This window comes from Catenulispora sp. MAP12-49, from assembly GCF_041262705.1.
Taxonomy (GTDB): Bacteria; Actinomycetota; Actinomycetes; order Streptomycetales; family Catenulisporaceae; genus Catenulispora.
This window is the reverse complement of the sequence record NZ_JBGCCP010000018.1, coordinates 73,622-97,829: the sequence shown is the minus strand read 5'-3', so window position 1 is coordinate 97,829 and position 24,208 is coordinate 73,622. Positions and strand designations below refer to the sequence as shown.

Here is a 24,208-nt window from a genome sequence, read left to right as displayed (position 1 = left end):
CCCCAGATCTTGGAGAGCCTCAGATCTTAGAAAGCCTCAGATCTCGGTGACCTTCCCGCCGTCCACACTCAGCCGCCGCGTCGTCTGCACCGCCTCCAGCATCCGCCGGTCGTGCGTGACCAGCAGCAGCGTCCCCGGGTAGTTCGCCAGCGCCGACTCCAGCTGCTCGATCGCGGCCAGGTCCAGGTGGTTCGTCGGCTCGTCCAGGACGAGCAGGTTCACGCCCCTGGCCTGCAGCAGCGCGAGCGCCGCCCGGGTCCGCTCGCCGGGGGACAGGGTCGCCGCCGAGCGCAGCACGTGTTCGGCCTTCAGGCCGAACTTCGCCAGCAGCGTGCGGACGTCGGCCGGCTCCATCTCGGGCACCTGCGCCTCGAAGGCCCGCAGCAGTGCCTGCTCGCCCAGGAACAGCCCGCGCGCCTGGTCGACCTCGCCGACCACCACGCCCGAGCCCAGGGAGGCGGTGCCCTCGTCCAGCGGGAGCCGGCCGAGCAGCGCCGCCAGCAGCGTCGTCTTGCCCGAGCCGTTGGCCCCGGTGATCGCCACCTTCTCGGCCCAGTCGATCTGCAGGCTCACCGGGCCCAGCGTGAACTCGCCGCGGCTGACCACGGCCTCCCGCAGCGTCGCCACCACCGAACCGGAGCGGGGCGCGGCGGCGATCGTCATCCGCAGCTCCCACTCCTTGCGCGGCTCCTCCACGACCTCCAGGCGCTCGATGCGCCGCTCGGTCTGGCGGGCCTTCGCCGCCTGCTTCTCGGTTCCCTCCGCCCGCGCCTTGGCGAGCATCTTGTCGTTGTCCGGCCGCTTGTTCAGAGCGTTCTTGACGCCCTTCTCCAGCCAGTTGCGCTGCATGTGTGCGCGCGCTTCCAGACCCGCCTTCGTGTCGGCGTAGTCCTCGTACTCGTCGCGCGCGTGCTGGCGCTCGACCTCCCGCTCGCGCAGGAAGTCCTCGTAGCCGCCGCCGATCTGCCGGGTCAGCTGCTGCGCGAGATCGAGCTCGACGACGCGGTTCACGGTGCGCGCCAGGAACTCGCGGTCGTGGCTGATCAGGACCACCGGCGCGCGCAGCTCGGAGACGAAGCGCTCCAGCCGCTCCAGACCGTCCAGGTCCAGGTCGTTGGTCGGCTCGTCGAGCAGGAAGACGTCGTAGCGGCTCAGCAGCAGCGAGGCCAGCCCCGCGCGCGCGGCCTGCCCGCCGGACAGCGAGGTCATGGTCTGGTCCAGGTCCACGGCCAGCCCGAGGTCCGCGGCCACCGCCTCGGCGCGCTCGTCGAGGTCCGCGCCGCCCAGGTTCAGCCAGCGCTCCAGGCCCTCGGAGTACGCGTCGTCGGCGCCGGGGGTGCCGTCGACGAGGCCGGCCGTCGCGGCGTCCAGGGCCTCCTGCGCGGCGCTCACGCCGGTGCGGCGGCCCAGGAACTGCCGGACCGTCTCCTGCGGCCGGCGCTCGGGCTCCTGCGGCAGGTGGCCGATCGTGGCGCCGGGAGGACTGATCCGGACGCTGCCGTCCTCGGGCTTGTCCAGCCCGGCGAGCAGGCGCAGCAGCGTGGACTTGCCGGCGCCGTTCACCCCGACCAGGCCGACCACGTCCCCGGGGGAGACCACGAGGTCCAGGCCGGAGAACAGGGCGCGGTCGCCGTGGCCGGCGGTGAGTTCCTTGGCGACGAGCGTGGCGCTCATACGGCGTGACTCCTGTGGTGCTCTTGACGTTGAGGTGGTGTGGGTCTCGACGATAGCGGCCCGGTCAGCGGCTTCGCTTAGAATTGCACACATGTTCGACGACGCCTGGTTCCAAGGCTCCCTCCTCGACGTCGACACGCCCCAGACCGTGGGCGCGCTCGGCCCGACGGTGGAGCGCGCGACACTGACCGACGGCGCCTGGGTGGATCTGCGCCGCGGCTGGGTCTCCGGCGCCGACGAACTGTTCGGGCGCCTCATGGACGTCGTCCCCTGGCGTGCCGAACGCAGGATGATGTACGAGCGTGTGGTCGACGTCCCCCGCCTGCTGTGCTTCTACGGCGACGGCGAACCCCTGCCGGACCCGCTGCTCACCGAGGCGCGCGAGACCCTCGACGGCCACTACGGCCCCGAGCTCGGCGAACCCTTCACCTCCGCCGGCCTGTGCCTGTACCGCGACGGCCGCGACAGCGTGGCCTGGCACGGCGACACCATCGGCCGCGGCTCGTCGGAGGACACGATGGTCGCGATCCTGTCCCTCGGGACGCCCCGCACGCTGGCCCTGCGACCCCGCGCCGGCGGCGCCCCGACCCTGCGCTACGAAATCGGCCACGGCGACCTGCTCGTGATGGGCGGCAGCTGCCAGCGGACCTGGGAGCACGCGGTGCCGAAATCGGCGCGGCCGTTGGGCCCGCGGATCAGTGTTCAGTTCCGCCCGCGCGGAGTCCGGTGACACGGGGCGCGATGACGCGCAGGGCCCGATGATCCTGCGGAAAGACGAGAAAACCGCCATCTCCGTTGAGATGGCGGTCCACTTTCGAGTGGGCGATACTGGGATCGAACCAGTGACCCCTGCCGTGTGAAGGCAGTGCTCTCCCGCTGAGCTAATCGCCCTTGCCTGGCCGTCGCGCGCCCCTCTGGGCCCGTTCCGACGTCCGTAACCTTACCGCATCCGAACGGTGCCGCGCGCACCCCTTTCCTCGCCGGGTGTGGCATTCCGGGTAAGGGTCGGCGACCCGCCGGAAAGCGTGGAATTCGTCACACTGTGTCACTGGTGGTATACGGTGTGTTCTGTCCCGATTCGGGGGATTGCGCCTCACGTCGCCGGGGCGCCTGTCGTGCACGTCAAGGTCTTGTCCTCGACCTGATGGCCTACGCACATCGCCGTATACCGGGCACACGGGTTTACCGACCACCGGACCGTGGCATTCCTCCTTCGCGCCCCTCGACGCGGACCACTTGGAACGCGGGGGTGTGAACCGCTGAGTTCGGGACCGCCCGCCTCGGCGCACTCCTAGCGAAAGGCCGACCGCCATGAGCTCATCGGTCACCTGTGAGCTGCAGCTGCGTCTCGTCATCTCCGGCGACTCCTCGCTGCCGGTCCCCGCGGGCCTGCGCTACGACACCGCCGACCCTTACGCCGTGCACGCCACGTTCCACACCGGCGGGCAGGACACCGTGGACTGGGTCTTCGCCCGGGAGTTGCTGGCCGAGGGGCTCCGCCGCCCCACCGGCACCGGCGACGTGCGGGTGTGGCCCTCGCGCAGCCGCGGGCAAGCGATCGTGTGTCTCGCGCTCAGCTCGCCCGAAGGAGAGGCGCTCCTGGAGGCCCCCGCGCGGGCCCTGGAGTCCTTCCTCAAGCGCACCAACACCGCCGTCCCGCCCGGGCTGGAGCACCGCTTCTACGACCTGGACGCCGAGCTCGTGCACCTGTTCGCCGACAACTGAGGCGCACGCCCCCCAAGCAAGAACCGACCCGCCCCCGTCGATGCGATCACCATCGGCGGGGGCGTTGCGTTTCCTTCGGCCGGGTCTCGTGGGGTTCCTGGGGAACCGGGAAGCGGGGACAGGAAAGCAGGAATTGCTACAGCGGGTCGTGGTCCTCGGCGGCGTTCTCGGCGAACACGGCCATGGCGGCCTTGGTGAGCGGGCCCGGCGCGGGCACCTCGCGGCCGTCCACGCGGTGCACGCCCTGCACGTCGCGCAGGGTCGAGGTCAGGAAGATCTCGTCGGCGTCCAGCAGCGCCTCGATCGGCAGGTCGGTCTCCTCGGCGGGCACCCAGCTCAGCACCAGGGCGCGGGTGATGCCGGCCAGGCAGCCGGTGTCCAGGGTCGGGGTCATGATGCGGCCGTCGCGGACCACGAAGATGTTGCTTCCGGTGCCCTCGCACAGCCGGCCGGTCGTGTCGGCGAAGATCGCCTCGGTGGCGCCGGCGCGCTGTGCGTGGGCCAGCGCTTTGGCGTTCTCGGCGTAGGAGGTCGTCTTGATGCCCGCCAGGGCTCCGCGCTCGTTGCGGGGCCAGGGCACGGTCGCGATCGCCGTGGTGTCGGCGCGCGCCCGGCTCGCGCCGATGGCGACCACCAGGGTGGGCCCCTGGTCGCCGCGTTCGGAGCCGAGCGGCGCCAGCCCCGCCGAGTAGGTGATCCGGATCCGGGCCAGCGGCGGCACGTCGTTGGCGAGCAGCGTCTCGGTCACCGCGTGCCGGACCGCGTCGACGTCCACCGGGGGCAGCCCGAGACCGTCCGCCGAACGGGCCAGCCGTGCCAGGTGTCTGGTCAGTGCGAACGGCCGGCCGCCGACCGCCTTGACCGCCTCGAACACCCCGTCGCCGACGGTGAAGCCGTGGTCGAAGACCGAGATGTGCGGGGTGGTGGCGTCGACCAGGCCGGAGCCGACCCAGACTTTGTCAGTGCTCATGGCTCCCAAGTCTCCTTCACTGCCCGGACGGCTGCGGACCTGACGCGACCGCCAGCAGCCGCGCGGCCTTGAGCTCGGTCTCGTCCCATTCTCCCTGCGGGTCCGACCCCCACGTGATGCCGGCCCCGGTCCCGAAGCACAGCCGGTCGCCGTGCCACCAGAACGTCCGGATGCCCACGGCCAGCTCCCCTATGCCACGGTCGGCGTCCACCCAACCGACGGCACCGCAGTACGGGCCGCGCGGGGCGTTCTCCAACTCGTCGATGATGCGCAGGGCACTGCTCTTGGGGGCCCCGGTGATGGACCCGGCCGGGAAGGTCGCCGCCATCAGCTCCGGCCAGCCGGCGTCGGCGGCGAGCTCGGCGGTCACGGTCGAGACCAGGTGCACGAGCCCGGGGTGCGACTCGACGCGCAGCAGCGCGGGCACCTCCACGGAGCCGATCTCGGCGACCCGGGCCAGGTCGTTGCGGACCAGGTCGACGATCATGATGTTCTCGGCGGTGTCCTTCGGCAGGAACTCCGCGGCGGTCCGGGCGGTTCCCTTGATGGGCTCCGAGGTGACGGTGCGGCCCTCACGACGGAGGAAGAGCTCGGGGGAGGCGGTCACCACGCGGGTCCCGGGGACGTCCACCAAGCCGGCGTACGGAGCGGGATTCCCGCTGCGCAGCCGCGCCGCCAGGGCGAGGGGTTCGGCCCGCGGATCGATCGGCGCGGACAGGACCCGGCACAGGTTCACCTGGTAGACCTCGCCGGCGGCGATCTCGTCGCGGATGGCCTTGACGGCGCCGACATAGGCGCCCTGGTCCATGGAGGAGACCCACGCGCCGCGGTCGGGGCCGGTCCAGGGCACCGCCGGCGGCGGGAGCGGAGCCTCCCGGACGTCGTCGAAGCGCGCCAGCGTCCAGTCGCCCTCGTAGGTGCCCACGACGGCCCAGAAGCCGCCGGAGTCCAGGGCGGTCAGGTCCGAGGTGACGTCGCGCAGCCCGGTCGCGAGCCGGCCGGCGAAGTGGGCCACAGGCTCGGGGCCGGATATGGGGGTCGGGCGGGAGGGCACATCTCATTGTCTCCCCGATGGTCTTCCGGCCGGTGACCGGGCCGCTTCCGGCCTGGTCGTCCTGCCGATCCTCCTGGCTGAACTCCCGCCCGATCTTCCCGCCCGATCTTCCCGCCCGATCTTCCTGCCTGATCGTCCTGCCCGATCTTCCCGCTCGTCCCGGCCTCGGCCGACCGTCACGGGCCGAAGTCGCCCGCCCCGCCCGCGCTCGCCACGAAGGAGTGGATGTCCGGCGCCGACAAACGCGTGAACACGCCGGGCGTGCCCGGCACCGCGCAGCCGTTGCCCCAACTGGTGACGCCGATCAGCTCCCAGGTGCCGCCGGGCAGCGGGCTCAGCAGCGGACCGCCGCTGTCGCCGGTGCAGGCGTCGTGCCGGCCGTCGCCGCCGGCGCAGAGCATCTCCTGCGGGTAGAGCGCGGGATTGCGGACGCCGTCGAACACGCTCTGGCAGGGACTGTCGCCGACCAGCGGGAGGTCCACCTGGCGCAGCTCGTCCGGGTAGACGCCGCCGCCGACGTCGGCCGGTCCCTGCGGCTGGGTGCTGCCCCAGCCGATGGCCCGCGCCGGGATCCCGGGCTGCTCGTAGGCCTGGTTGCCGGAGGTCGGCATGGTCGGCGGGACGACGCCGGCGATCGGCGAGTCCAGCTGCACCATCGCGGCGTCGTCGACCTCGGTGGCCGAATCCCAGGACGCGTCGACGCGGATGGCCTGCGGCACCCGGATCGCGCCGTCACTGCCGCTGAGCACAGTCCGCCCCACGATGATGCGTTCCTTGGCCTCCCCGTCTCCGGCCGTCTGCCCGACCGACCACTGATCCACGCAGTGCGCCGCGGTCAGCACCTCGTCCGGCGCGATGAGCGTCCCGCCGCAGATGGTGAGGTAACCGTTGCCGACCCACTGCTGCAAAGCCGCCATGAACGGATACGCACCTTCCGGTGCCGCCGCGCCCCCGACGATCCGAGGAATCGGCCGCAGCGTGGCCGCCACGGGCGACGCCGGCGCTCCCAGAGCCGTGGCCGCAGCCACCCCGGCCACCGTCAGCACCCCGCCGGCGCCCCACGCCGCCATCCGTGCGACCCGCCGCCTCAGCCGAGCCATCCCCGTACCTCTTCCCGTCCACACCCGAAACCCGAACCGACCGCCGACCCGCCGACCGGCCCGCACCATCGTCGCCGCGCCGACCAGCACCACGGTGGTCCACCACCGCCGAACCACCCGAACGAATGGCGACTCAGTGTATCGGCATGATCGCGCAGTGAGACCATGGACACCGTTCTGCCCCGCTTCACAGTGATTTCAACCCCACCCTGTGACCCCTGAGGGGAATGGTTTTTGGATCCCCGCCCCTATCCGCTACAGTTCTTGGTGTCGCCAGGGGGCGCAGCAAGGGAAACCGAGCTAACGCCCCGGAAGCACATGCGGATGTGGCTCAGTTGGTAGAGCATCACCTTGCCAAGGTGAGGGTCGCGAGTTCGAGTCTCGTCATCCGCTCGGTTGGAAGGCTGGTCGGGTACCGTGTTCCACGCCTGATCGAGCCCACTCCCACGGTGGTGTGGCCGAGAGGCGAGGCAACGGCCTGCAAAGCCGTCTACACGGGTTCAAATCCCGTCACCACCTCGCACGACGGCAGGTAGCAGGACCGCAAGGCCAGCAGTGAGCAGGACAATGTAATACAGCACGGGCGATTAGCTCAGCGGGAGAGCGCTTCCCTGACACGGAAGAGGTCACTGGTTCAATCCCAGTATCGCCCACTTGTGCAAAGGGCTCGGATCTACGGATCCGGGCCCTTTGTCGTTGGCTGGCTGGATTCTGTTGGCTGGCCGGATTCTGGGGAGTCGTCCTCCGCCGAAAAGTCGGTGCGCTTGTCAGACCGCGTCGGTAACGTCTCGCGGGGCGTGGCGGTGATTACCGGGCGCATGGCGGGTTGCGGGTCGGCGGTGTGGACTGGGGTGGGCTGTGCGGGCGAGGGTGCTGCGTGTGCTGGATGTCGGGGGGCTGCCGCGCGTTTTCTGGTGGGTGTGGGTCAGTACCTTGGTGGCGCGGACGGGGGCGTTTGTCGCGCCGTTTCTGTCGTACTACCTGACGCGGTCGTTGGGGCACTCGGCGGCGTTCGCGGGGTTTGTCGCGGCGTTGAACGCGGTGGGGGCCGCGGTTTCGGCGGTGGTGGGGGGTGTGCTGGCTGACCGGGTGGGGCGGCGGGGCACGTTGCTGGGGGCGCTGGTGGCGTCGGCGGTGACGTTGGTGGCGCTCGGGTCGGTGCATGCGGTGTGGCTGATCGCGGTGCTGGCGTTCCTGGCCGGGTTGGCCAACAACGCGACGCGGCCGGCTACCGGGGCGATCATCGCGGACATCGTGCCGTCGGCGGATCGGGGGCGGGCCTACGCGCTCAACTACTGGGCGATCAACCTGGGGTTCGCCGTGGCGATGCTGTCGGCCGGTGCTGTGGCCTCGCACGGATATTCGCTGCTGTTCATGGGCGATGCGCTGGCGAACGTGGGGTGCGCGGTCGTCGTCTTCTTCACGGTGCCGGAGACGCGGCCGGTCGTCGGGCCCGGTGCTGGGGACCATTCGGGGAGTACCGGAGATGTGGCGTCCGAGCGGGTCGGCAGGCTGGCCGATGTGCTGCGGGACCGGGTCTTCCTGGGGTTCCTGGGAGCGGTGCTGGTCGGGGCTGTCATCTACTCGCAGGCGCAGACGGTGCAGCCGATCATGATGGGCCAGGACGGCCTGGGACCCGGTGCCTATGGTGCCGTCGCGGCGCTCAACGGCATCCTCATCGGGGTCCTGCAGCTTCCGATGACGTCCTGGATGCGCCGCTACACGCACGGCTCGGTGCTGGCCGCCTCGTCGTTCCTGATGGGAGCCGGGTTCGCGGTGCCGCTGCTGATCTCGGCGGTGGGGCATCCCATGGGGGTCTACGCGGCCTCGGTGGTGGTGTGGACGATCGCGGAGATCGGGAACACGCCGCCGCAGATGGCGCTGGGTGCCGACCTGGCGCCGGCGCACATGCGCGGGCGGTATCAGGGCATGTCGACGCTGGCCTGGAGCGTCGCCGGGATTGTCGGGCCGCTGGTGGGCGGGTGGGCGTTGAGCGCGGTCGGGGCCTCGGCGGTGCTGTGGGCGAGCCTGCTGCTCGGTGCGGTCGGCGTGCCGGCGTGGCTGCTGCTCGATCGGCGCTCGACGGTGCGGGTGGCCGCGCTGCGTGCGGCCGAGGCGCGCTGGGAACCGGTGTCGGTGGTTGTCGCGTCGTCTGGGTTGTCGGCTGAATTGACCGGACTGGGGTCGGAGCCGGTGTGCACATAGGCGGGGCGGCGACGGCGCCGGAAGCCCGCCGGAAAGGGCGCCCCTTTGGTTGAGTCGGCGGTTGAGCGCGCGGTCGAGCCCGATCCGATACCGGAGCCCCGGCGGCGCGATCCGCTGAAGCGGCCCGTGGCCTGGTACCGGCGCCTGCCGCGCTGGTCGCGCAGGACGCTGGCAGCGCTGGTGGCGCTGTGCACCCTGCTGGGGACACTGGTCGGGGTCACCGGCGCGGCGCTGTTCGTGGAAGGCGCCGGCACGCCCCCGGCCGCCGCGCACAGCACCGGCGACGACGCCCTGTGGCTGGGCCACGCCTGGGTCGGGTGGCAGCCCGGCAGCGCCGGGGCGCCCAAGACCGACGCCGACCTGCAGGCCCTGGTGGACCAGGTTCGCTCTTCAGGTATCAAGGATCTGTTCGTGCACGACGGCCCCTTCGAGATGGACGGCTCGCTGAACCCGGCGCGCAGCCCGAAGGCCGAGTGGTTCATCGACGCCGTCCACCGGGAGCTCCCCGGGGTGCGGGTCCAGGCCTGGCTCGGGCAGGTCGTCGGCGGGACGAGCCTGCACTTGGACGACGCCGCCACCAGAGGCCGGATAGTGGCGGGCGTGGGCGCCGCGCTGGACCGCGGCTTCGACGGCGTCCACTTCGACTTCGAGCCGGTGGCCGACGGCGACTCCGGCTTCCTCGACGTGGTGGGCGCGGCGCACGCCGTCACCGCGTCCCACCACGCGCTGCTCTCGGTGTCGGTGCCCCAGGTGGAACCGATGACCGGCTTCCGGCTCCCCGGCGACCTCCTGGCCGGGCATCCGAAGTGGTGGTCCCAGGACTACCTCCGCCGGGTCGCGGTGGACTGCGACCAGGTGGCGGTCATGGCCTACGACACCTCACTGCCCACGGCGTGGGCCTACCGGGGCTACGTCGCCCGGCAGACACAGGTGGCTCTGAGCGCGGTGCCCTCGAACGTCCAGTTGCTGATGGGGGTCCCGGCCTTCCACACCCACGATCCGGGCCACTGGGTCGACGCCGAGACCATGCCCGCGGCACTGGACGGCATCCGCCTGGGGCTCGGTGCGCATCCGCCGGCGCGGCCGTTCGGCGTCGCGCTGTACGTCGACTTCGCCGCGACCCCGGCCGACTGGTCGGCCTACCGTTCCGACTGGCTCACCACGGCTCACTGAGTCGGCGGACGCGGTGCTCTCATGCGCCCGCCGCGGCCGAGGGGAACAAGCTCCTGACGCGCCGGACGAGGTGAGCGGCTCTCAGCCCGGCCCCGGTGGCGTGACCAGCGCCTGGGCGTCGACGTAGCGGGTGCTGGGGTCCAGGGGCAGCGGCTCGCCGCTGCTGGCCTCGGAACAACAGAACGCGAACATCCCGGCGGCGTCGATCGGCGTGGTCGTGCCGCCGGCCATGCGCCAGCCCCGCACCACGTATCCGGGGGCTCCGGAGCCGGCGTCCGGCTCCAGGAGCGGACGCGAGCGCAGGATCAGCGTCGCATCGGCGCCGCTGACGTGCGCCAGCGCGAACAGCTCGCACAGCTCGCGCTCGGCGCCGGAGGCCGGCAGGCCGACCGCCGGGATCTCCGTGGCGATGTCCAGCCGCAGATCCTCGCCCGCGGTGACGGGGCCGGACGGCGTCGGCACCGAGCAGTTGAGCCGGTGCGCCCCGGAGCCGATGGTCAGGACGAGCCCTATGAAGACGGACTCGGCGACCTCCCGGGCCCGGACGACGGCCAGCTGCGGGTCGTCGGTGGCCCGGGCCGCGGCCCAGATCAGGGCGTCGAGGTCGTCGACGCGTTCGGTGAGGTCAGGTACCGCGGCCGGGCCCGGGAACGTGGTGCGGGGGTGCGGCAGGTTGCTGATGGCGGACATGAGATCCCTCCCGGTGGATTCGAACTTTCGTGCTCGAATCCACTGTAATCGGACATTGCCGACTGTGGGAGGTTTCTGTCATTCTGTTACGAGAAAGGGCGCTGGTATTCGGGTCCTGCGGCCTAGCACGAGGGGACTTGAGTGATGCGCAGTGGGCGGTGTTGGAGCCGTTGTTGCCGGTGGCGGTGACGGGCTGTGATCTCCGGTCGCGACCTGGAATGCTGGTCGCGACCGGATTGCCAGAACCTCGGGGGAGTCGATGCCCGCTTCGTACTACCGCGCGGATGCCGAGAACGGCGACGGCATCGACGACCCGTCTGAAGACGCGCTGTTCATGATGGTCGGCGACCTGAACCACGCCGACAACACATTCGTCGTCATCCAGCCCGATGCCGACGGCCCGGCCTGGTACGTATCGGTATCGCTGCTGGACGAGGGCGGCTATGAGGTCGAACTGCGCGACGTTCGCCACCGCGAGCACGAGCTGACCATCCAGAACGACATCGGCCGCATCGCCAAAGGACGTCACCATCTGGATGGCCGCTCGCAACGGCGCCAAGCCGTCAGCTGACTTCTGAAACGCGCCCTTAGTACGACTTCGGCAGTCCCAGCGTGTGCTGCGCGACGAAGTTCAGGATCATCTCCCGGCTGACCGGTGCGATCCGTGTCACCCGGGTCGCCACGAGCAGGGGCGCGAGGCCGTACTCGGTGGCCAGGCCGTTGCCGCCGTGGGTCTGGATGGCCTGGTCGACGGCCTCCACCGCGGCGTCGGCCGCGGCGAACTTCGCCATGTTCGCGGCCTCGCCGGCGCTCAAGTCGTCGCCGCTGTCGTAGAGCCAGGCGGCCTTCTGCGTCATCACCTTGGCCAGTTCGACGTGGATCGCGGCCTGGGCCAGCGGGTGCGCCACGCCCTGGTGGGTGCCGATGGGGCGATCGCGCCAGACTGTGCGGGTCTTCGCGTAGTCGGCGGCCTTGTCCAGGGCGTACTTGGCGGTGCCGATCGCGAAGGCCGCGGCCATGATGCGCTCCGGGTTCAGGCCCGCGAACAGCTGGAGCAGGCCTGCGTCCTCGTCGCCGATCAGGGCGTCGGCGGGCAGGCGGACGTCGTCGAAGAAGAGCTGGAACTGCTTCTCCGGGCCGGCGATCTCCATCTCGATCATGGTCTTGGTGAAGCCGGGGGCGTCGGTGGGGACCACCATGAGGGCCGGCTTCAGGTCGCCGGTGGCGGCGTCCTTGGTGCGGGACACCACCAGGACCGCGTCGGATTCGTCGACGCCGGAGATGAAGACCTTCTGTCCTGACAGGATCCACTCGTCGCCGTCGCGGCGTACCGTGGTGGTGATCTTGTGCGAGTTGGAGCCGGCGTCCGGCTCGGTGATGCCGAAGGCCATCTTGAACGAGCCGTCGGAGATCCCGGGCAGCCACTTGCGCTTCTGCTCCTCGGTCCCGAAGCGGCTGATGATGGTGCCGCAGATGGCCGGGGACACCACGATCAGCAGCAGCGGGCAGCCGGCCCGGGCCAGTTCCTCGCCGACCGCCGCCAGGTCGGCCATGCCGCCGCCTCCGCCGCCGTACTCGGCCGGCAGGTTCACCCCGAGATAGCCGGCCCGGCCCACCTCGTCCCACAGCTCGGTCGACTTCAAGCCGGCCTTGGCCTGCTTGCGCACGTAGTCCGGTCCGTACCGCTTGGCCAGGTCGCGCACCGCCTGGCGGAGCGCCACGCGCTCCTCGGGCTCCACGAAGCTCATGTCCGCCAGCCTGCCAGGCCGGGAAACCAAAAACAATCCTGCATGTTTGTTTTTTGGCGACGACCGGGCCCGGGCTTGGAGAGAGCTCCGGGCTCAGCGCTGCCGGGCTCTTAAGAGTCCGGCACATCCTTCCAGTGCGGTGCCTCGACCAGCGGCTCGGTCAACGGCCTGGCGATGGCGTCGGCCGGGGGCTCCATGTCGGTAGCCGGATCCGCGGTGGGAGTCTGCTCAGCGGGGGCGGCGTCTTCGGACTCTCCGCCCTCGATCGCGATCGACTCCGACCCGGTCTCCACCGGCTCGGGCTGGTCCGAGGTCAGCGCGTCGACCGCCTTCTGGGCGGCCTTCACCGCCTGGGCGGGAGCCGCGCCGCCGGCGCTTTCCAGGAAGCGCAGCAGCTCGACCGGGAACGGCAGGACCAGCGTCGAGTTCTTCTCCGCGGCGACCTCGACGATCGTCTGCAGCAGCCGCAGTTGCAGGGCCGCCGGGGTCTCGGCCATGATCCGGGCGGCGTCGGAGAGCTTGCTGGAGGCCTGGTACTCACCGTCGGCGGTGATGATGCGGGCCCGGCGTTCGCGGTCGGCCTCGGCCTGGCGGGCCATCGAGCGCTTCATCGACTCCGGCAGCGCCACGTCCTTGATCTCGACCCGGTCGATCTCCACGCCCCAGCCGGTCGCCGGGGTCTCGAGCATCAGCTCCATGCCCTGGTTCAGCGGCTCGCGGTTGGACAGCAGGTCGTCGAGCAGGCTCTTGCCGATGATCGAGCGCAGCGAGGTCTGGGCGACCAGCGACACGGCGTACTTGTAGTCCTGCACGTAGATGAGCGCGCGGGCCGGGTCGACGACCCGGAAGTAGACGACCGCGTCCACCCGCACCGTGACGTTGTCCCGGGTGATGCCCTCCTGGGCCGGCACCGGCATGGTCACGACCTGCATGTTGACCGTGCGCAGCCGGTCCACGCCGGGGATGATCCGGGTCAGGCCCGGCTGCCGGACGTTGTCCAGGACCCGGCCGAAGCGGAAGACGATGCCCCGCTCGTACTGTTTCACGGTGCGCAGCGAGGCACCGAAGGCTGCCGCTCCCGCCGCCGCGGCGGCGATGAGGGCACTCACGAGCGCAGTGATCATGGCGGTCCTTCCACGAAAGGACGCGGTGTCGGTGCCCGCCGACCGGCGTTCGCACCCTCCTCGATCTGTATACGAATTCTTATGGTAACCGGGATCTTCCCGGCGCGGCAGATTGTCGGTGTCGCAGATCGGCGTGTCAGCGGTATTCGGCGAGCCGCCGCCAGACTCCCGCCAGGGTCAGCGCCATCACCGCGCCGAACAGCACCGCCGGCACCGCGCCCCAGCCCGAGGCACCCGACTGCGCGTCGCTCATGGTGGCCTGGAAGGCTCGCAGTTGCGTGTCCGCGGCCTGGCCGAGGTGGGTGTCCAGGGCGTAGAAGTCCTGACCCAGCTGACCTCCGGCGATGCCGGTCGCCTCGGTGAGCGCGGAGTCCACGTCGCCGCCGTCGGCCTCGCTCTTGATTTTACCCGCGTCGCGTTGGACCGATGCCCAATCGGTGCCGGCGCGTCGGGAAAGCGCCTGGTCGGTGTCGGTGAGGCCGCTGCTGAGCAGTCCCGGGGCGCCGGCGGTGCCGTTCAGCGCGGCCACGTCTGCGGTGTAGCCGCGGTCGTAGCCGAAGTTCGGCGCGACGGTGTAGCGGACCATGGCGCCGACCGCGTCGAAGGAGACCGCGCGGGCGTGCTGGATGCCGAGGTAGGGGTCCATGTGCTGGTCGACGGCGCTCTTCAGGCGGTCGCTCTGCTGCGCGGTCATGCTCAGGCCGGACACCAGGAAGACCGCCGTGGCGACGGTGGCCAGGGCCAGGAACGGGTTCAGCGTCCGGTGGAACATGCGGGACAGCCTCACCTGGAAGACGATCAAGGCCGCGAGCAGCAGTAGCGTGGTCACGACCACCAGGATCGTGTCCAGGGACCACGAGTCGTTCTCGCTCTTGGCCGAGTCGGTCAGCTGGTGCGCGTAGGAGTCGCGGATCTGGGCCGCGACCGGCAGCAGGTCGAAGTGCATGACGTCGGTGGCGCGGCTGTAGTAGGCCAGCGCGACGGGGTCCGGGTGCCCCTTGGCGGCGTTTGTCGAGAGCTGGTCCAGCGACAGCGCGGTGGCGGACAGGTCGTGGTAGAGCGTGACCTTGTCCAGCATGGTCTGGAACTGGCCCTGGACCGCCGGGTCGGACGTGCCCCCGATGGCCTGGCGCAGGTCCGCGTCGATCTCGGCGACCCGGCTGTTCACGGTGGCCTGGGCGTCGCCCTGCTCGGTGTCCAGATCACTGTCCCCGATGGTCAGGATCTGGCGCGCGGTCTGCGAGTCCAGGTCGCTGAGCGCGAAGTACAGGTCGGAGGCGGACTGCGCCAGCGGCGCGGTCTCCCGCCCGACGCGGTTCACGCCGTGCTGCGTGTCCGCTACTGCCACCGTCCCCGTGATCAGCGCCGCAGCCGCGAGGACCATGATGGATCCGGTCCACAGCTGGAGCCTGCTCGGTGTCTTACGTTCAGTTGTCCTCCCCACATCGCCACCGTAGGCACCGTTCGTGAATGGATGGCGACAGCACGTAGAACATTGATTCAACAGGGCGTTCCAACGGGGCCCGGGACCGCTCCGGTACTACTGTCGCGCGAAGTACCCACGGCGGTCGGTAAAGTTTTCTCCTGTTCGGCTTGTTGGCCAAGCCAGTTGACCCCTTTGAAGGAGCGCCCAGTGTCCGACTTCGCAGTGACGATCGCCGACGGCCCCAGCCGGGACGAGCGGACGGTCACGGTCGGCACGACGCTGGCGGACCTGTTCGGGGGAGACCGCTCGGTTGTCGCCGCCCGCCTGACCGACGCGGCCGGGACCCGCCTGGTCGACCTCGCCACCCTGGCCAAGGCCGATGACCTGGTCGAGCCGGTCCCCGCCGACTCCGAGGACGGCCGGGCGATCATCCGCCACTCCACCGCGCACGTGCTGGCGCAGGCCGTGCAGCAGGCGTTCCCGGAGGCCAAGCTCGGCATCGGCCCGCCGATCCGCAACGGCTTCTACTACGACTTCGACGTGGAGCGCCCGTTCACGCCCGAGGACCTGAAGGCCCTCGAGAGCCGGATGCAGGCGATCATCAAGCAGGGGCAGCTGTTCTCCCGGCGCCCGGTCGCCGATGAGGACGCCCGCAAGGAACTCGCCGACGAGCCCTACAAGCTGGAGCTGATCGGGCTCAAGGGCAAGGCCTCCTCCGACGACGCCGGCGAGGGCGTGGACGTCGAGGTCGGCGCCGGCGAGCTGACCATCTACGACAACCTGGACGCCAAGACCGGCGACCTGTGCTGGAAGGACCTGTGCCGGGGCCCGCACGTGCCCACGACCCGGTTCATCCCGGCCTTCAAGCTGATGCGCTCGGCGGCCGCCTACTGGCGCGGCAGCGAGAAGAACCCGCAGCTGCAGCGCATCTACGGAACCGCCTGGGAGTCCCGGGACGCGCTCAAGGCGCACCTGGAGTTCCTGGCCGAGGCCGAGAAGCGCGACCACCGCAAGATCGGTGCGGAGCTGGACCTGTTCTCCTTCCCGGACGAGCTCGGTAGCGGTCTGCCGGTCTTCCACCCCAAGGGCGGCACCATCCGTCGGGTCATGGAGGACTACTCCCGTAAGCGGCACGAAGAAGCCGGGTACGAGTTCGTCAACACGCCGCACATCACTAAGGGAAACCTGTACGAGATCTCGGGCCACCTCGACTGGTACAAGGACGGGATGTTCCCGCCCATGGTGCTGGACGAGGGACACGGCAAGCAGGAGTACTACCTGAAGCCGATGAACTGCCCGATGCACAACCTGATCTACCGGGCGCGCGGGAAGTCCTACCGCGACCTGCCGCTGCGGCTGTTCGAATTCGGCACCGTGTACCGCTATGAGAAGTCCGGTGTGGTGCACGGACTGACCCGGGTCCGCGGACTCACGCAGGACGACGCGCACATCTACTGCACCCGCGAGCAGATGCGCGACGAGCTCGTCAGCCTGCTGCGGTTCGTCCTGGACCTGCTGCGCGACTACGGTCTGAACGACTTCTACCTGGAGCTGTCCACCAAGGACCCGGTGAAGTACGTCGGTAGCGACGAGGAGTGGGAACTCGCCACGGACACGCTGCGCGAGGTCGCCGAGGGCGAGGACTTGGAACTGGTCATGGACCCGGGCGGCGCGGCGTTCTACGGCCCCAAGATCTCGGTGCAGGCGCGCGACGCCATCGGCCGGACCTGGCAGATGTCGACCATCCAGCTGGACTTCCAGCTGCCGCAGCGGTTCGACCTGGAGTACCAGGCCGCCGACGGGTCGCGGCAGCGGCCGATCATGATCCACCGCGCGCTGTTCGGCTCCATCGAGCGCTTCTTCGGGGTGCTCACCGAGCACTACGCCGGCGCGTTCCCGGCCTGGCTGGCGCCGGTGCAGGTGGTCGGGATCCCGATCACCGACACGCACGTGCCGTACCTGGAGCTGGTGGCGGCCAAGCTGCGCGCCGAGGGGATCCGGGTCGAGATCGACGCCTCGGACGACCGCATGCAGAAGAAGATCCGCAACGCGCAGAAGCAGAAGATCCCCTACATGCTGCTGGCCGGCGACGACGATGTGGCCAAGGCCGCAGTTTCGTTCCGGTACCGGAGTGGGGAGCAGAACAACGGGGTGCCGGTCGACGAGGCCGTCGCCGAGATCGTGAAGGCGGTGCGGGAGCGGGTCTGACCACGGAGCCGTGGCGCCGCCGTCGGCGCGTCCGGCCGACCGGGACCAACGGGGGCCCCGGTCAGCCGGCCGGACGCGGACGGGGAAACAGGGGGATGGGCTGTGCTGATCACGCATGAGAAGTGGCCGCGGACGGCGGAGGACGCCGAGGCGGAGCAGGAACGGCTGGCCGGGCGCGTGGACGTGTCCGCGCCGCTGGCGCCGTTCCGGTACGTCGCGGGGCTGGACGTGGCCTATGCGATCGACTCCTCGCGGGTCGCGGGGGCGGTCGTGGTGCTCGACGCCGACACCCTCGCGGTCGAGGACATGGCCACGGCCGTGATGGACGTCGAGTTCCCGTACGTGTCCGGGCTCCTGGCGTTCCGGGAGATGCCGGCGCTGATCACCGCGTTGGGGCGGCTGTCGGTCGAACCGGATGTGCTGGTCTGCGACGGGTACGGGATCGCGCACCCGCGGCGCTTCGGGCTCGCGTGCCACCTCGGGGTGCTGGCCGGGAAGCCGGCGCTGGGGGTGGCGAAGACGGCGTTCGTCGGGCGGGCCGCCGAGCCGGGGATCCAGCGCGGCGAGGCCGCGGACCTGGTGCACGGCGGGGAGGTGGTCGGGGCGGTGCTGCGCACGCAGCTCTCGACGAAGCCGGTGTACGTCTCGCCCGGGCACCTGATCACGGTGGGCGACGCCACGCGGCTGGCGCTGCGGCTGGCGACCAAATTCCGGCTGCCGGAGACGACACGGCTGGCTGACCAGCTGTCGCGGCGGGCCCTGGTCGGGGCCTAGCCTCTACTTTCCTTCTTCGGGCCGGCCGTCCGGCGCTTCGGCGTCGGCGGCCAGCTGCTTCAGGATGCGCACGAACAGCTCGGCCTCGATCGGCGTGAGGCCGGCCAGGAACGCCTTCTCCGTCTCCTGATGGCGGCGCTCGCCCTCGGCGAGCGTGGACTTGCCGTGCGCGGTGAGCTCGACGATGTTCTTGCGGCGGTCATCGGGGCTGCGGCGGCGCTCCACCAGACCCTTGTCCTCGAGCTCGTCGACCAGCGCGACCATCGTGGTGCGGTCGACGCCGAGCTCCTTGGCCGCGTCGAGCTGCGACAGCGGCTCCGCGGCGTCGAGGACGACCAGCACGGCGAGCTGGCGGCCGGTGATGTTCAGCGGCTCCAGGGCGCGGGCCCCGGACTGCGAGAAGTTCAGCTGCGCGTGCTTCAGCAGGTAGCCGAGTCGGGAGGTGAGCAGTTCGGCCATACGGAGTACTGTACCCGCTCGCTGATCGTCATTGCGGCTGATGATTTGGTACGGTGACGATATGGAGTTGAGGATGGGCATCAAGACCACGCCGATGCATGTCTCGTACGAGGACATACGCCGCGTGTGGCAGGAGGCCGACGAGATACCGGAGATAGCCGACGCCTGGCTGTGGGACCACATGATGCCGCTGGCCGGCGACCGGGGCGGACCGGCGCTGGAGGGGTGGACGACCCTCGCGGCGCTGGCCGGGCAGACATCGCGCCTGCGGATGGGGCTGCTGGTGACGAGCAACCGCTTCCGCCCGCCGGCGGTGCTGGGGAAGATGGCGACGACGGTGGACGTGATCTCCGGCGGCCGCCTGATCATGGGCCTGGGCGTCGGCGGGACGGTGCAGCCCGCGGACACCGGCGGCATCCCGGGCGAGAACCCGGGGGTGATGGAGTACGCCGCGTATGGCATACCGCTGATCAGCCCGCGCGAGGGGATAGCGCGCCTGGTCGAGACGGTGACCATCCTGCGGAGGATGTGGACCCAGGACGCGTTCGACTTCGAGGGGCCGTTCACCACCCTGGCCGGGACCCGGAACGCGCCGAAGCCGGTCCAGCCGGCGGGCCCGCCGCTGCTGATCGGCGGATGGGGAGACCGGACCCTGCGGGTGGTGGCCGAGCACGCCGACATCTGGAACATACCCGGGCCGCCGCACAACTCGGTGGAGTCGCTGGCCGAGCGCTCGCGGGCGCTGGACCGGCACTGTGCGGCGGTCGGGCGGGATCCGAGCGAGGTGGTGCGCTCGGTACAGGTGATCGTGGCGGAGGACGGGGCCGCCGAGGCTCGGGAGACGATCGCGGAGCTGGTGCGGGTCGGGTTCCGGCATGTGGTGGTCGGGTCGCGGCGGATGTATCAGGACGGTGGGATGAAGTGGTTGGTGGAGGAGGTGATACGGGCTGGGTGTGAGGTGGGAGTGGGGTGAGGGAGATATCAGGCCTGGTAGAGGATGAGGCTATGGGCCTGCAGGGCGGCAGGGTGGCGGACTGGATCGCGCAGACCTGAGAGCAAGAGCGCAGCGATGCCGAAGGTCGATGGCGGGGATGAGGCGCGATGACGGCGGGCGACGGGCGGCTGGACTTGTCCGGGTGCTGGTGGCGGACGCGGGCGCTGGAGTCCTGAGGGCCGGTTGGCGAAGATGAGAAGCGGACTTCAGCGCGGGCTTGAGAAGCCAGGTGCCGACGGCGAGATCGGGCGCGGACAGGGTGAGGGCGGGAGCGTGCCGGGCCTTCGTGGCCGTGGGAAATGCGGCATTGAGGCCTCGGCTGCGCGCGGTACCGCGCTTACTGTGTGACTTATGCAGCCTCGCGTTGAGAATCCCTTGACTCGTCTCGGTCTGGCCGAGCTTCGGACTCGGACCAGTATGAAGTGGCGGCAGTATCCGGAGGATGTGCTGCCGGTGTGGGTGGCGGAGATGGATGTGGCGACGCCGGAGCCTGTTGCCGCGGCGCTGGTCGATGCTGTGCGGCGGGGTGATACGGGGTATCCGCTGGGTGATTCGTATGCGGAGGCTTTGGGTGGGTTCGCTGTGCGGCGGTGGGGGTGGGACGGTGTTGTCGCGGAGCGGGCGGCGATTGTGCCGGATGTGATGTTGGGCGTCGTGGAGATGCTGAAGCTGGTCACCGGGCCGGGGGATCCGGTGGTGGTGAACCCTCCGGTGTATCCGCCGTTCTTCGACTTTGTGGCGCATATGGATCGGGAGGTGGTCGAGGCGCCGTTGGGTGGCGATGGCCGGATCGACTTCGGGGTGATGGAGGCGGTGTTCGGGCGGCTCGCGGGTGAGGGGCGGCGGGGTGCCTTCCTGCTGTGCAATCCGCAGAATCCGACCGGCGCGGTGTATACGCGGGAGGAGTTGGAGCGGGTTGCCGAGTTGACCGCGGCGTTCGGGGTGCGGGTGGTCTCCGATGAGATTCATGCGCCGTTGGTGGCGGCGGGGGAGAAGTTCACGCCGTACCTGAGTGTGGCCGGGGCCGAGGATGGGCTGACGCTCATGTCGGCGTCGAAGGGGTGGAATCTCGCCGGGTTGAAGGCGGCCGTGGCGATCGCGGGTCCGGCGTCGGCGGTGGATCTTGCGCGGATGCCGGAGGAGGTGGGGCACGGGCCGAGTCATCTGGGCGTGATCGCGCATGTCGCGGCGTTGCGGGAGGGTGGCGCGTGGCTGGATGCGCTGCTTGCCGGGCTTGATGAGAACCGGGTGCTGCTCGGGCGGCTGCTGGCCGAGTACCTGCCGGGCGTGGTGTGGCGTCCGGGGCCGGGGACGTACTTGCAGTGGCTGGATTGCCGGAGTCTGGGGCTGGGTGATGATCCGGCGCAGGTGTTCCTGGAACGCGGCCGGGTGGCGGTGAACTCGGGGATTCCGTTCGGGAGCGGGGGTGCCGGCCACGTGCGGATCAACATCGCGACGTCGCCGGCCATCCTCACCGAGGCGGTCGAGCGGATGGCTACGGCGGTGGCGTCGGTGAGGTGAGTGCCTGGGCGAAGACCTGGTAGGCGCTCTCGTCGAACAGCACGAAGCGCACCTCCTCGACCTCGGTCGCGGCGGCCCTGACGGTGGCGACGGCGATGCGCGCGGCGTCGGCCATCGGCCAGCCGAAGATGCCGGTGGAGATGGCCGGGAAGGCGACGGTCTTGGCGCCGAGGGTGTCCGCGACTTTCAGGGAGTTGGTGTGGCAGGCGGCCAGCAGGGCTGAGCGGTCCTCGTTGCGGGAGTACACCGGGCCGACCGTGTGGATGACCCAGCGGGCCGGGAGGCGGCCGGCGGTGGTGGCGACGGCTTGGCCGGTGGGCAGGCCGCGGCCGTAGTGCGAGGCGCGGAGGGCGCGGCAGGCTTCGAGGATCTCCGGGCCGCCCGCGCGGTGGATGGCTCCGTCGACTCCGCCGCCGCCGAGCAGGGAGGAATTGGCCGCGTTCACGATCGCGTCCGTGTCCTGCTTGGTGATGTCGCCGCGGACCACGGTGATGCGGGGCTTGGGCATGGCGGCTACAGCGTCAGCGAGGACGACACCCACACGCTGTCCGGGTGCTCGTTGCGGTCCAGCCACAGGAAGGGCTGCTGGTCCCGGCGCTCGGGGTCCGCGCCCTCCTCCCAGGGGAAGCGGCCCTGGCGGTCCGGCCAGACGGCCTGGAGGATCGGCCACGGCGGGGTCTGGAAGAAGTCCAGGCCGGCGCCGAACATGGCCGGGTACCAGCTCTTGTGGACCGGGCGGGTGGCGACTTCGTAGCCTTCGATCACGTTCAGGCGGCGCTTCTCCGCGCCGAGGGCGCGGCCCTCGCGGACCTGGACCGCGATCTTGGCGACCAGCGCCATGGCGTTCTCGACGGGCAGGCCCGTCATGCAGACGTCGTAGCCCCCGTGGGTGTGCCACATGCCGATCGAGTAGGCCCAGTCGGGGGTGTCGTCGCCGGTCACGCCCATGATGTGCCAGCCGTGTTCGCGCACGTTGTGGGCTATCGCGCGGTCGCGGGGGTCCCACCGGGCCTCGTCGGGGTTGGCGGGGGCGCACAACAGGCAGCGGCAGGGAGCCGGTTCTATGTCCACGTCCTGAAGGTTACCCCGTGTCAGGCTCCTTGTGACGGACCGGGGACGAGGTGGCCCGGGCCGTCGATCAGGATCTGCAGGGCGTTGTCGAGGATGGCGAACATGTCCGCTTCGGGGTCCGTGAGCCACAGTTGCTGGGTGGCCAGCAGGGCGCCTATGACGGTGCCGGCCAGGACGCGGACCTCCAGGTCGTGGGGGGAGCGGTTCAGGCGTTCGGCGAACAGGTCGGCGAGCATGTCCGTGGTGGTGAACATGTGGTCCATCGCGCGGGCCCGGACTTCGGGGATGGTGTAGCTCAGGCGGGCGCGTTCCAGGGCCTCGGCCTGGTCGGCGGGCGGGACCTGGAGCATGGCGGCGTCGACGGCGGCGCGGAAGGCCTGCAGGATCGGGACTTCGGGGGGCTGGGCGCGGAAGGCCGCCGCGAGCAGCGGGTCGTAGTCGTCGGTGAGGATCAGGTCTTCCTTGGTCGGGAAGTAGCGGTACAGCGTGCTCGGGGACACGTCGGCCGCGGCGGCGATCTGCTCCATGGTAGTGGCGCTGTAGCCCCCGTCGCGGAAGAGGCGGAGCGCGTGCCGCTGGATCGCGGCACGCGTCTGCGCCTTCTTGCGTTCCCGCAGGCCCAGGGGCGCCGGTGCCTGCGCCGGGGCCGGGGCCGAGGCCGAGGTCTGGTCAGTCGGCGGCATTGAGGAGATCACGACTCGATTCTGCTGCCTCGGACGCCCCGGCGTTCACTCGGGCCCGGCGCGGGAGCTGCGTGGCGGCCAGGACGCCGATCACCGCGAAGCCCGTGCTGACCCACATCGTCATGCTCGTGGCGTGCACCAGGGCCGAGCGCACCGACTCCAGGAGCGAGGGCGAGTGCAGCTGCGCCGCGACCGCGACGCCGGAGCCGGCGCTGCGGGTGGCCGCCGCGGCCGCCTCGGCCGGCAGGTGGGCCACGGCCGGTGTCAGGTGGCTGCGGTACTGGCTGTTCAGGACCGTGCCCAGGATCGCCACCGCGCAGGTGCCGCCGATCTGGCGGATGGTCATCAGCAGGCCGGAGCCGACCCCGGCGCGCTCGGCGCTGAGCTCGTCCAGGGCCACGGTCATGGTGATCGGCATGGCCAGGCCCACGCCGACGCCGCCGACGGTGAGCCAGGCCGCCACGAAGCCGTAGCCGTCGTGCACGCCGGTGGTGCTACCGACCATCAGCGAGACGGCCAGCAGCAGGAAGCCGGCGGCGATCAGCGGGGCCGGTCCCAGCTTCTTCAGGAACGGCTGCCCGATCCGGACCCCGGCCATCAGGCCGGCGATCATCGGCAGCAGGCGCAGGCCCGTGCCGAGCGCGTCGGCGCCCTCGACCGCCTGGTAGAACTGCGGCAGCGTGAACATCAGGCCGAACAGCGCGAAGCTGACGATGGTGGCCAGGATGGTGCCCCAGGTGAAGCCGCGGGCCCGGAACAGCTCCAGGTCGATGAGCGTCTGCTTGGGGCTGCGCTGAAGCTGGACGAACCAGGCCAGCACCGCCAGCCCGCCGATCAGCGGGACCAGCGCCTGGGCCGAGCCCCAGCCGGTGTCCCCGGCCTTGATCAGGCCGTAGGTGATCGCGGCCAAGCCGACCGCCGAGGTGGCCAGGCCCGGCAGGTCGATGCGCGGCTTGCGCTCGGCGCGCGACTCCGGGACCAGCCAGACCACCGCGATCAGGGCGATCACCACGACCGGCAGGTTGATCAGGAACACCGAGCCCCACCAGTAGTGGTCCAGCAGCCAGCCGCCCAGGATCGGGCCGAGCGGGATGCCCAGCATGTTGGCGGTGGCCCAGATGCCCATGGCGCGCGGCCGCTCCTCCGGCGTGAACAGCACGGTCAGCACGCTCATGCTCAGCGGGATCAGCAGCGCCGCGCCCACACCGAGCACCGCGCGCCAGGCGATGAGCTCGCCGGCGTTGGAGGCGAAGGCGCAGAAGCCGCTGGCCACGCCGAACGCCGCCAGCGCGATCACCAGCAGCTTCTTGCGGCCGAACCGGTCGCCGAGCAGGCCGCCGGGCAGCAGCGCGATGGCCAGCGCCAGGTTGTAGGAGTTCGCGAACCACTGCAGCTGGCTGGTCGAGGCCTTCAGCGACGTGGCCAGTGTCGGCAGCGCGACGTTCAGCACCGTCAGGTCCAGCCCGACCACCAGCAGGCTCAGCGCCAGGCCGCCGAGCGCCCACCACTTGCGGCCGTCCGTCCCCGGCGGGACCACTGCTTTCTCTTCCGTCTCCGACATGAGAGCCCCCTTCGTTTGGCAGTAGCTTCAAAATGAAAGCTACTCTCA

At 70.6% G+C, this 24,208-nt stretch carries 21 protein-coding genes, 4 tRNA genes and 1 pseudogene; 12 read left to right on the top strand and 14 right to left on the bottom strand.

The window, feature by feature from the left end:
• Positions 1-36 precede the first annotated feature (36 nt).
• Positions 37-1,674, bottom strand: coding sequence for an ABC-F family ATP-binding cassette domain-containing protein (locus tag ABIA35_RS29060; protein WP_370359965.1), 1,638 nt, complete (start codon positions 1,672-1,674; stop codon positions 37-39).
• Positions 1,675-1,765: 91 nt separating this feature from the next.
• Here ABIA35_RS29060 and ABIA35_RS29055 point away from each other — a divergent pair, with 91 nt between their 5' ends.
• Positions 1,766-2,404 carry an alpha-ketoglutarate-dependent dioxygenase AlkB gene (locus ABIA35_RS29055; protein ID WP_370359964.1) on the top strand — a complete coding sequence of 213 codons (639 nt, stop codon included), beginning with the start codon at positions 1,766-1,768 and terminating at the stop codon, positions 2,402-2,404.
• An 89-nt stretch (positions 2,405-2,493) separates the two neighbouring features.
• Here ABIA35_RS29055 and ABIA35_RS29050 read toward each other — a convergent pair.
• Positions 2,494-2,565, bottom strand: a tRNA-Val gene (locus ABIA35_RS29050).
• 420 nt (positions 2,566-2,985) lie between these two features.
• Between ABIA35_RS29050 and ABIA35_RS29045 the strand changes: the two genes are divergently transcribed.
• Positions 2,986-3,399, top strand: coding sequence for an SsgA family sporulation/cell division regulator (locus tag ABIA35_RS29045; RefSeq protein ID WP_012786429.1), 414 nt, complete (start codon positions 2,986-2,988; stop codon positions 3,397-3,399).
• Positions 3,400-3,535: 136 nt separating this feature from the next.
• Here the strand turns inward: ABIA35_RS29045 and ABIA35_RS29040 are convergent, their stop codons facing one another.
• The 3 genes from ABIA35_RS29040 to ABIA35_RS29030 all read right to left on the bottom strand — a co-directional run bounded on the left by ABIA35_RS29040 (position 3,536) and on the right by ABIA35_RS29030 (position 6,523).
• Positions 3,536-4,369, bottom strand: coding sequence for an aminotransferase class IV (locus tag ABIA35_RS29040; RefSeq protein ID WP_370342276.1), 834 nt, complete (start codon positions 4,367-4,369; stop codon positions 3,536-3,538).
• Positions 4,370-4,385: 16 nt separating this feature from the next.
• Positions 4,386-5,423 (bottom strand): chorismate-binding protein, encoded by a 1,038-nt coding sequence (locus ABIA35_RS29035; protein ID WP_370359963.1) that lies wholly within the window; start codon positions 5,421-5,423, stop codon positions 4,386-4,388.
• A 176-nt stretch (positions 5,424-5,599) separates the two neighbouring features.
• Positions 5,600-6,523, bottom strand: a complete 924-nt coding sequence (locus tag ABIA35_RS29030) for a trypsin-like serine protease (protein ID WP_370342278.1) — start codon at positions 6,521-6,523, stop codon at positions 5,600-5,602.
• Positions 6,524-6,843: 320 nt separating this feature from the next.
• Between ABIA35_RS29030 and ABIA35_RS29025 the strand changes: the two genes are divergently transcribed.
• The 5 genes from ABIA35_RS29025 (at position 6,844) to ABIA35_RS29005 (ending at position 9,901) form a co-directional block, all read left to right on the top strand.
• Positions 6,844-6,916: transfer RNA gene (locus tag ABIA35_RS29025), tRNA-Gly, on the top strand.
• A 55-nt stretch (positions 6,917-6,971) separates the two neighbouring features.
• Positions 6,972-7,042 (top strand) — tRNA-Cys (locus tag ABIA35_RS29020).
• A 62-nt stretch (positions 7,043-7,104) separates the two neighbouring features.
• A tRNA-Val gene (locus ABIA35_RS29015) sits at positions 7,105-7,176 on the top strand.
• A 226-nt stretch (positions 7,177-7,402) separates the two neighbouring features.
• The gene (locus ABIA35_RS29010) at positions 7,403-8,728 is read left to right on the top strand and encodes an MDR family MFS transporter (RefSeq protein WP_370359962.1); all 1,326 of its coding nucleotides are present in this window, start codon (positions 7,403-7,405) and stop codon (positions 8,726-8,728) included.
• A gap of 45 nt (positions 8,729-8,773) precedes the next feature.
• Positions 8,774-9,901, top strand: coding sequence for a hypothetical protein (locus ABIA35_RS29005; RefSeq protein ID WP_370359961.1), 1,128 nt, complete (start codon positions 8,774-8,776; stop codon positions 9,899-9,901).
• Between the two features lie 81 nt (positions 9,902-9,982).
• Here ABIA35_RS29005 and ABIA35_RS29000 read toward each other — a convergent pair whose 3' ends face one another.
• A complete protein-coding gene (locus tag ABIA35_RS29000) occupies positions 9,983-10,591 on the bottom strand; it encodes a hypothetical protein (RefSeq protein ID WP_370359960.1) in 609 nt (202 codons plus the stop codon).
• A gap of 259 nt (positions 10,592-10,850) precedes the next feature.
• Between ABIA35_RS29000 and ABIA35_RS28995 the strand changes: the two are divergent.
• Positions 10,851-11,169, top strand: a pseudogene (locus tag ABIA35_RS28995) (hypothetical protein).
• Positions 11,170-11,178: 9 nt separating this feature from the next.
• On the opposite strand, the gene ABIA35_RS28990 reads toward ABIA35_RS28995, so the two are convergent.
• From ABIA35_RS28990 to ABIA35_RS28980, 3 genes are all read right to left on the bottom strand, one after another.
• Positions 11,179-12,339 (bottom strand): acyl-CoA dehydrogenase family protein, encoded by a 1,161-nt coding sequence (locus ABIA35_RS28990; RefSeq protein WP_370359959.1) that lies wholly within the window; start codon positions 12,337-12,339, stop codon positions 11,179-11,181.
• Positions 12,340-12,449: 110 nt separating this feature from the next.
• Positions 12,450-13,463 carry a slipin family protein gene (locus ABIA35_RS28985; protein ID WP_370342283.1) on the bottom strand — a complete coding sequence of 338 codons (1,014 nt, stop codon included), beginning with the start codon at positions 13,461-13,463 and terminating at the stop codon, positions 12,450-12,452.
• A gap of 136 nt (positions 13,464-13,599) precedes the next feature.
• On the bottom strand, positions 13,600-14,907 hold the full coding sequence (locus tag ABIA35_RS28980; protein ID WP_370359958.1) for a hypothetical protein: 1,308 nt from the start codon (positions 14,905-14,907) through the stop codon (positions 13,600-13,602).
• A 189-nt stretch (positions 14,908-15,096) separates the two neighbouring features.
• Here ABIA35_RS28980 and thrS point away from each other — a divergent pair, with 189 nt between their 5' ends.
• Positions 15,097-17,097, top strand: coding sequence for a threonine--tRNA ligase (gene thrS / locus ABIA35_RS28975; RefSeq protein WP_370342285.1), 2,001 nt, complete (start codon positions 15,097-15,099; stop codon positions 17,095-17,097).
• Positions 17,098-17,199: 102 nt separating this feature from the next.
• Entirely contained in the window at positions 17,200-17,871 is a 672-nt protein-coding gene (locus ABIA35_RS28970) for an endonuclease V (protein ID WP_370359957.1), read from the top strand.
• Positions 17,872-17,874: 3 nt separating this feature from the next.
• Here ABIA35_RS28970 and ABIA35_RS28965 read toward each other — a convergent pair whose 3' ends face one another.
• Positions 17,875-18,330 (bottom strand): MarR family winged helix-turn-helix transcriptional regulator, encoded by a 456-nt coding sequence (locus tag ABIA35_RS28965; protein ID WP_370342287.1) that lies wholly within the window; start codon positions 18,328-18,330, stop codon positions 17,875-17,877.
• Positions 18,331-18,391: 61 nt separating this feature from the next.
• On the opposite strand from ABIA35_RS28965, the gene ABIA35_RS28960 reads away from it, so the two are divergent.
• Together ABIA35_RS28960 and ABIA35_RS28955 are read left to right on the top strand one after the other, a co-directional pair.
• Positions 18,392-19,303 carry an LLM class flavin-dependent oxidoreductase gene (locus ABIA35_RS28960; protein WP_370359956.1) on the top strand — a complete coding sequence of 304 codons (912 nt, stop codon included), beginning with the start codon at positions 18,392-18,394 and terminating at the stop codon, positions 19,301-19,303.
• 438 nt (positions 19,304-19,741) lie between these two features.
• Positions 19,742-20,845: a MalY/PatB family protein gene (locus tag ABIA35_RS28955; RefSeq protein WP_370359955.1), complete on the top strand. Its 1,104-nt coding sequence runs from the start codon at positions 19,742-19,744 to the stop codon at positions 20,843-20,845.
• Here ABIA35_RS28955 and ABIA35_RS28950 read toward each other — a convergent pair.
• From ABIA35_RS28950 to ABIA35_RS28935, 4 genes are read right to left on the bottom strand one after another with little or no spacing between them, the layout of a single operon-like run.
• Positions 20,820-21,353, bottom strand: a complete 534-nt coding sequence (locus ABIA35_RS28950; RefSeq protein WP_370359954.1) for an O-acetyl-ADP-ribose deacetylase — start codon at positions 21,351-21,353, stop codon at positions 20,820-20,822. The two genes, ABIA35_RS28955 and ABIA35_RS28950, sit on opposite strands and share 26 nt — an antisense overlap.
• A gap of 5 nt (positions 21,354-21,358) precedes the next feature.
• Positions 21,359-21,916 carry a DUF4262 domain-containing protein gene (locus ABIA35_RS28945; RefSeq protein ID WP_370359953.1) on the bottom strand — a complete coding sequence of 186 codons (558 nt, stop codon included), beginning with the start codon at positions 21,914-21,916 and terminating at the stop codon, positions 21,359-21,361.
• 20 nt (positions 21,917-21,936) lie between these two features.
• The gene (locus tag ABIA35_RS28940; protein ID WP_370342293.1) at positions 21,937-22,611 is read right to left on the bottom strand and encodes a TetR family transcriptional regulator; all 675 of its coding nucleotides are present in this window, start codon (positions 22,609-22,611) and stop codon (positions 21,937-21,939) included.
• Positions 22,586-24,160 carry an MFS transporter gene (locus ABIA35_RS28935; RefSeq protein WP_370342294.1) on the bottom strand — a complete coding sequence of 525 codons (1,575 nt, stop codon included), beginning with the start codon at positions 24,158-24,160 and terminating at the stop codon, positions 22,586-22,588. The genes ABIA35_RS28940 and ABIA35_RS28935 overlap by 26 nt, the downstream gene beginning before the upstream one ends.
• Positions 24,161-24,208 lie beyond the last annotated feature (48 nt).

Bases quoted from the DNA above. Each gene is read 5' to 3' on its own strand.
- ABIA35_RS29060 (WP_370359965.1), bottom strand. From the start codon at position 1,674: ATGAGCGCCACGCTCGTCGCCAAGGAACTCACCGCCGGCCACGGCGAC.
- ABIA35_RS29055 (WP_370359964.1), top strand. From the start codon at position 1,766: ATGTTCGACGACGCCTGGTTCCAAGGCTCCCTCCTCGACGTCGACACG.
- ABIA35_RS29045 (WP_012786429.1), top strand. From the start codon at position 2,986: ATGAGCTCATCGGTCACCTGTGAGCTGCAGCTGCGTCTCGTCATCTCC.
- ABIA35_RS29040 (WP_370342276.1), bottom strand. From the start codon at position 4,369: ATGAGCACTGACAAAGTCTGGGTCGGCTCCGGCCTGGTCGACGCCACC.
- ABIA35_RS29030 (WP_370342278.1), bottom strand. From the start codon at position 6,523: ATGGCTCGGCTGAGGCGGCGGGTCGCACGGATGGCGGCGTGGGGCGCC.
- ABIA35_RS29000 (WP_370359960.1), bottom strand. From the start codon at position 10,591: ATGTCCGCCATCAGCAACCTGCCGCACCCCCGCACCACGTTCCCGGGC.
- ABIA35_RS28990 (WP_370359959.1), bottom strand. From the start codon at position 12,339: ATGAGCTTCGTGGAGCCCGAGGAGCGCGTGGCGCTCCGCCAGGCGGTG.
- ABIA35_RS28985 (WP_370342283.1), bottom strand. From the start codon at position 13,463: ATGATCACTGCGCTCGTGAGTGCCCTCATCGCCGCCGCGGCGGCGGGA.
- ABIA35_RS28965 (WP_370342287.1), bottom strand. From the start codon at position 18,330: ATGGCCGAACTGCTCACCTCCCGACTCGGCTACCTGCTGAAGCACGCG.
- ABIA35_RS28960 (WP_370359956.1), top strand. From the start codon at position 18,392: ATGGAGTTGAGGATGGGCATCAAGACCACGCCGATGCATGTCTCGTAC.
- ABIA35_RS28955 (WP_370359955.1), top strand. From the start codon at position 19,742: ATGAAGTGGCGGCAGTATCCGGAGGATGTGCTGCCGGTGTGGGTGGCG.
- ABIA35_RS28950 (WP_370359954.1), bottom strand. From the start codon at position 21,353: ATGCCCAAGCCCCGCATCACCGTGGTCCGCGGCGACATCACCAAGCAG.
- ABIA35_RS28935 (WP_370342294.1), bottom strand. From the start codon at position 24,160: ATGTCGGAGACGGAAGAGAAAGCAGTGGTCCCGCCGGGGACGGACGGC.